Genomic DNA, 5,335 nt, shown 5'->3' on the forward strand with positions numbered 1-5,335 from the left:
CCCGTCGAGCCGACGCAGCCGGTGCCGACGGCCGCGCTCGCCGCGGCCGACGCGGGTGCCAGCGGGGCCGCCGCGGACGACGCCCCGCCGGCGGAGGAGACGGCGTCGGAGCCCGCGCCGCGGGTCGCGGACGGCCACGTGCCGGACCCGACCGTGCCGCTGCCGCCGGGTGGGCGCAACGTGCCGGTCGCGATCGCCGTCGGCCTGGGTCTCGGGCTCGCGGTCGTGGCGTCGCTGTTCTTCTGGCGCAAGGAGGCCTTCCTCGGCATCGTGGTCCTCGCGTGCGGGATCGGGTTGTGGGAGCTGAGCCGCGCCGTAGGGGTGCGCGACATCCGGCTGCCGCTGCTGCCGCTGCTGGTGGGCACGGTCGGCATGGTGATCTCGGCCTACACCGCCGGTGTCGAGGCGCTGCTCGTGGCGTGCGTGCTCACCGCAGGCGGCGCGTTCGTGTGGCGCGTGCTCGACGGCGGCGGCATCCCCGCGCTGCGCGACGCGACCGCGGCGGTCTTCGCCACCGGCTACGTCCCCTTCCTGGCCGGCTTCGTCGCGCTCATGCTCGCGGCCGACGACGGCCCCTGGCGCGTGCTCGCGTTCATCGCGATCTGCGTCTCCAACGACGTCGGCGGCTACGCCGCGGGTGTGATGTTCGGACGCACCCGCATGGCGCCGATCGTCAGCCCCAAGAAGTCCTGGGAGGGCCTGATCGGCTCGTTCGTGCTCGCGAGCGCGGTCGGCGTCGGGCTCATGCTCGGACCCCTCGGCGGGCCCTGGTGGGCCGGGCTCGCGCTCGGCGCCGCCGGCGTGCTCGCCGCGACGCTCGGCGACCTCGCCGAGTCGTTGCTCAAGCGCGACCTGGGCGTCAAGGACATGGGCACGCTGCTGCCCGGCCACGGCGGCGTGCTCGACCGCGTCGACTCCGTGCTGTTCGCCGCGCCGGTCGCCTTCCTGCTTCTCCACCTCGTCCTCGGGAGCGGTCGATGACACGTCAGGTCAGGCCCGCGGACGACGCCGCGGCCCCCAGCACCCTGCCCACCCTCAGCTTCGCGGTGCCGCGCCGCGGCAAGCCGCCGCAGCACCTCGCCGACCTCGACGACGCCGGCCGCGCCGCCGTGCTCACCGAGATGGGGCACCCAGGCTTTCGCGCCAAGCAGGTGTCGATGCACTACTTCGGCCACCTCACGCGCGACCCGGCGGACATGACCGACCTGCCGGCCGCCGTCCGGCAGGAGCTGACCGACATCCTGCTCCCGGACCTGCTCACCGAGGTGAAGCGGCTGGAGGCCGACGGCGGCGCGACCGTCAAGACGCTGTGGTCGCTGTTCGACGGCGTCAAGGTCGAGTCGGTGCTCATGGGCTACTCCGACCGCGCCACGCTGTGCGTGTCGAGCCAGGCCGGCTGCGGCATGGCGTGCCCGTTCTGCGCGACCGGCCAGATGGGTCTCACCCGGAACCTGTCGACGGCGGAGATCGTCGAGCAGGTGCGTCGCGCCGCGCGGGCGTGCCGCGACGGCGAGCTGACCCGCGGCCCGAGCCGGCTGTCCAACGTCGTCTTCATGGGGATGGGCGAGCCGCTCGCCAACTACAAGGCGGTCATCGGCACCGTCCGTCGGCTCGTCGCGCCGCCGCCGTCCGGGTTCGGGATGAGCGCGCGCAACGTCACGGTCTCGACCGTCGGGCTCGTGCCCGCGATCGACAAGCTCTCGCGCGAGGGCATCCCGGTGACGCTCGCGCTGTCGCTGCACGCGCCCGACGACGAGCTGCGCACCGAGCTGGTGCCGATCAACACCCGCTGGACGGTGGGGGAGGCGCTGGACGCCGCACGCCGCTACTTCGACGCCACCGGTCGCAGGGTCAGCATCGAGTACGCGCTCATCAAGGACATGAACGACCACGGCTGGCGCGCCGACCTCCTCGGCGAGGAGCTCAACAAGCGCGGTCGCGGCTGGGTGCACGTCAACCCGATCCCGCTCAACCCGACCCCGGGCTCGATCTGGACCGCGAGCGACCCCGACGTGGAGGCGGAGTTCGTGACACGGCTGCGCGCTGCCGGGATCCCGACGACCGTGCGGGATACTCGGGGCAGCGACATCGACGGGGCCTGCGGCCAGCTGGCCGTCCAGGGCTGACGCGGCCCGGCGTCTGAGGAGAGAAGAGTATGGCGGACACGTTCCCTCGGACCGGACGCTGGTCCAGCGGGTACGACGTCGAGCAGGTCGACGAGTTCTTCGAGCAGGCGCGCGCGGCGTACGAGGACGACGGCGCCTCCGGCACGACCATGACCGCCGAGGACGTGCGCAACGCCGCCTTCGACCTGGTGCGCGGCGGCTACGACCCCGCGCACGTCGACGCCGCGCTCGACCGTCTCGAGGCCGCGTTCGTGCAGCGGGCGCGGGCGCGTCACATCGGTCAGGCCGGCCAGGACGCCTGGATGGAGGAGGTCGCGCGCCGCGCCACCACGCTGTACCCGCGGCTCGTGCGCCCGGCCGGGGAGCGGTTCGCGCCGCCCGAGCGGGGCCGCGGCTACGACCGAGAGTCGGTCGACGCGCTGCTCGACCGGCTGGTCGACTACTTCGACTCCGGCGCCGAGCTCAGCGCCGCCGAGGTCCGCTCCGCCACCTTCAAGTCCGCGCCGCGCGACCGCGCCTACGCCGAGGGCCCGGTCGACGCGTTCCTCGACCGCGCCGTCGACGTGCTCCTCGCGGTCGAGTGAGCCGGGCGAGCAGGTCCGTCGCGCTCCTCGGCAGCACGGGATCGATCGGCACCCAGGCGCTCGACGTCGTCGAGGCGGCCGGCGCCGTCGCGGGTGACGGCGAGCCACCGTTCGACGTCGTCGCGCTCGCCGCGGGGGGCGGCCAGCTCGACCTGCTCGCCGAGCAGGTGGTCCGGTTCCGGGTGCCGCTCGTCGGGGTCGCGCAGGGCAGCGCCGAACAGCTGCGGGCCGCGGTGGCCGCGGCGAGCGAGCGCACCGGGCTGCCTCCGGTCGAGGTCGAGGTGCTCGTCGGCCCCGACGCCGCCACCGAGGTCGCGGGGCGCGGCGCCGACGTCGTGCTCAACGGCGTCACCGGCTCGATCGGGCTCGCGCCGACGCTCGCCGCGCTCCGGAGCGGCTCGACGCTCGCGCTCGCCAACAAGGAGTCCCTCGTCGCCGGTGGCCCGCTGGTGCGGCAGGCGCAGCAGCGGCCCGACCAGGTGGTGCCCGTGGACTCCGAGCACTCCGCGATCGCCCAGGCGCTGCGGGCCGGTCGGCGCGAGGAGGTCGTGCGCATCGTGCTGACCGCCTCCGGCGGTCCGTTCCGTGGTCGCACGCGCGCCGAGCTCGCCGACGTGACGCCCGACGCCGCGCTGGCGCACCCCACCTGGGCGATGGGGCCCGTGGTGACGACCAACTCCGCGACGCTCGTCAACAAGGGCCTGGAGCTCATCGAGGCGCACCTGCTGTTCGAGGTGCCGGTCGAGGACATCACGGTCGTCGTCCACCCGCAGTCGGTCGTGCACTCGATGGTCGAGTTCGTCGACGGGTCGACGATCGCGCAGGCCTCGCCGCCGGACATGCGGCTGCCGATCGCGCTGGGTCTCGGCTGGCCCGACCGCGTGCCCGGGGCGGCGCGCGCGTGCTCGTGGACCGAGGCGACCGCATGGACGTTCGAGCCTCTCGACGACGCGACGTTCCCGGCGGTGGCGCTCGCTCGTGACGCCGTCCGCGCGTCGGCGACGCACCCGGCCGTCTACAACGCCGCGAACGAGCAGTGCGTGGCGGCGTTCCTCGCCGGCCGGGTCGCGTTCCTCGACATCGTCGACACGGTCGCGCGCGTGCTCGAGGAGCACGACGGCACCCCCGCGCCCTCGCTCACGCTCGAGGCGGTGCACGCGGCCGAGGAGTGGGCGCGCCGCCGCGCCGACGAGCTGCTGCGCTGACGCGGTCGCACCGCCTGCACCGCCCAGGGTGACGCGCCGACGCGGGCCACGGCTCACCACCAGACCTGCCGGCGGGGACGTCGCCTGACCCAGCGTGAGCACGGCTGCGTCGAGCCGGGCCGCACCCCCGCGCACGGCGGCAGCCGGTCGGTGCTTCCGACCGGCGCTGCCCCGCCCGGCGCGGCGCGCACCGGGGTCGCACGGAGGGGCCTGCCGCGCGGGCGGTGGTCGTGCTCATCGTCCTCCAGCTCCTCGCGCAGCCACCACCCGCGCAGGAAGATCTCGCAGTCGCAGGTGCCGCCCACCGCCGCCAGTCGCCGTTCCAGGGCGACCGCCCGCGGCGCCCGCAGGTCGCGGTAGCGGCGCGCCAGCCGCAGCTCGCCGTCGCAGCCGAACGCATCGAGCAGGCGGGCGACGAAGCAGTGCAGGCACTCGCCCTGCTCGGGCGTGGTGATCGCCTCGGCCGCCTCGCGGAGGAGCCGTTCGGCGATGGCGTCGGTGCGGGTGTCGGTCATACGGATGTTCTACCGATGGGTGCCGACACTCCTCGCCGACGCCGGCCGGTCCGTCGGGCGGCCGACCGGCCGTACCACCTTCGGCCGATGCGGGCCCGAGCGGTGCTCCGTCAGGGTGGAGACGCAGGATCACGTCGTGAGGGGAGGACGGTGCCGATGGCGACGGTCAGGACGGGAGACGACCGCCCGCTCGCGCCGATGCGCGGGTGGCAGGTGCTGCACCGCAGCGTGTTCGGTCTCGAGCACGCGGGGCACCGCTACGACGTCGAGGTGCTCTTCCTCGACGACGAGGCGCGCCTGTACACCGACGGCCGGCAGTCGGCCAGGTCGTCGCTGCCGGCGCGGTTCCCGGTGCCGGGCGGCCGCCTCGAGGTCGCGGCCACGACCTACGGCCTCAAGCGCATGCACCTCGTGCTCGACGACGGCACCACCGCAGCGCTGCGTCCCGCGCGCGGCACCGCGGAGCGCTGGCGGGCCGAGCTCGGGCACCGGCACCCCGCGCTCGACCGCTGGCTCGCGCGGGGTGCCGTGCTGGTGCTGCTCGTGGGGCTCGTGGTGGCGCTGCCCGCGCTCGCGGAGCTCGTGACCGGCATCGAGGTCGTGGCCGACCTGCTCGGGGGATCCTTCACGTCGCCGTTCGCGCTGCCGGCGCCGGTCTCGACGACGCTGACGGTCGCTGGGGTCGCGGCGGCGGTCGAGCGCGGGCTGACGCTGCGCAACCACTGGCTGATCGATCTCGACACCAGCTGGCTGGACTGAGGCCGGCCGGCCGGCTAGCTGTACTCGGTCAGCACGTTGGTGACAGTCGGCTGATCGGTGGCTTGCCTCCGCAGGCGGTGTGGGCTCGAGCGTAGTTGTAGTGCTTGAGCCATGGGGCCAGCGCGTCGGCTCGGGCGGTGTTCGAG

At 74.7% G+C, this 5,335-nt stretch carries 6 protein-coding genes and 1 pseudogene; 5 read left to right on the forward strand and 2 right to left on the reverse strand.

Annotated features, from left to right (window positions below):
• Positions 1–180 precede the first annotated feature (180 nt).
• From GPA02_RS19040 to dxr, 4 genes are read left to right on the forward strand one after another with little or no spacing between them, the layout of a single operon-like run.
• The gene (locus tag GPA02_RS19040) at positions 181–981 is read left to right on the forward strand and encodes a phosphatidate cytidylyltransferase (protein WP_338027546.1); all 801 of its coding nucleotides are present in this window, start codon (positions 181–183) and stop codon (positions 979–981) included.
• Positions 978–2,126 (forward strand): 23S rRNA (adenine(2503)-C(2))-methyltransferase RlmN, encoded by a 1,149-nt coding sequence (rlmN, locus tag GPA02_RS18670; protein ID WP_156201947.1) that lies wholly within the window; start codon positions 978–980, stop codon positions 2,124–2,126. Before GPA02_RS19040 ends, rlmN begins: the two co-directional genes overlap by 4 nt.
• 29 nt (positions 2,127–2,155) lie before the next feature.
• Complete coding sequence (locus GPA02_RS18675) at positions 2,156–2,710, forward strand: DivIVA domain-containing protein (protein ID WP_156201948.1); 555 nt, start codon at positions 2,156–2,158, stop codon at positions 2,708–2,710.
• The gene (dxr, locus tag GPA02_RS18680; protein WP_156201949.1) at positions 2,707–3,915 is read left to right on the forward strand and encodes a 1-deoxy-D-xylulose-5-phosphate reductoisomerase; all 1,209 of its coding nucleotides are present in this window, start codon (positions 2,707–2,709) and stop codon (positions 3,913–3,915) included. The genes GPA02_RS18675 and dxr overlap by 4 nt, the downstream gene beginning before the upstream one ends.
• A gap of 53 nt (positions 3,916–3,968) precedes the next feature.
• Here dxr and GPA02_RS18685 read toward each other — a convergent pair whose 3' ends face one another.
• Positions 3,969–4,430, reverse strand: a complete 462-nt coding sequence (locus GPA02_RS18685; RefSeq protein ID WP_156201950.1) for a DUF2695 domain-containing protein — start codon at positions 4,428–4,430, stop codon at positions 3,969–3,971.
• 156 nt (positions 4,431–4,586) lie between these two features.
• On the opposite strand from GPA02_RS18685, the gene GPA02_RS18690 reads away from it, so the two are divergent.
• Complete coding sequence (locus GPA02_RS18690) at positions 4,587–5,189, forward strand: hypothetical protein (RefSeq protein WP_156201951.1); 603 nt, start codon at positions 4,587–4,589, stop codon at positions 5,187–5,189.
• A gap of 28 nt (positions 5,190–5,217) precedes the next feature.
• Here GPA02_RS18690 and GPA02_RS18695 read toward each other — a convergent pair.
• Positions 5,218–5,335, reverse strand: a pseudogene (locus tag GPA02_RS18695) (IS481 family transposase); the annotation flags it as partial.

Origin of the sequence: Actinotalea caeni, assembly GCF_009733795.1 — a bacterium.
GTDB classification, from domain to species: domain Bacteria; phylum Actinomycetota; class Actinomycetes; order Actinomycetales; family Beutenbergiaceae; genus Pseudactinotalea; species Pseudactinotalea caeni.

Excerpts from the sequence above, each read along its gene's own strand:
- rlmN (WP_156201947.1), top strand. The coding sequence starts at position 978 with ATGACACGTCAGGTCAGGCCCGCGGACGACGCCGCGGCCCCCAGCACC.
- GPA02_RS18675 (WP_156201948.1), top strand. The coding sequence starts at position 2,156 with ATGGCGGACACGTTCCCTCGGACCGGACGCTGGTCCAGCGGGTACGAC.
- GPA02_RS18685 (WP_156201950.1), bottom strand. The coding sequence starts at position 4,430 with ATGACCGACACCCGCACCGACGCCATCGCCGAACGGCTCCTCCGCGAG.
- GPA02_RS18690 (WP_156201951.1), top strand. The coding sequence starts at position 4,587 with ATGGCGACGGTCAGGACGGGAGACGACCGCCCGCTCGCGCCGATGCGC.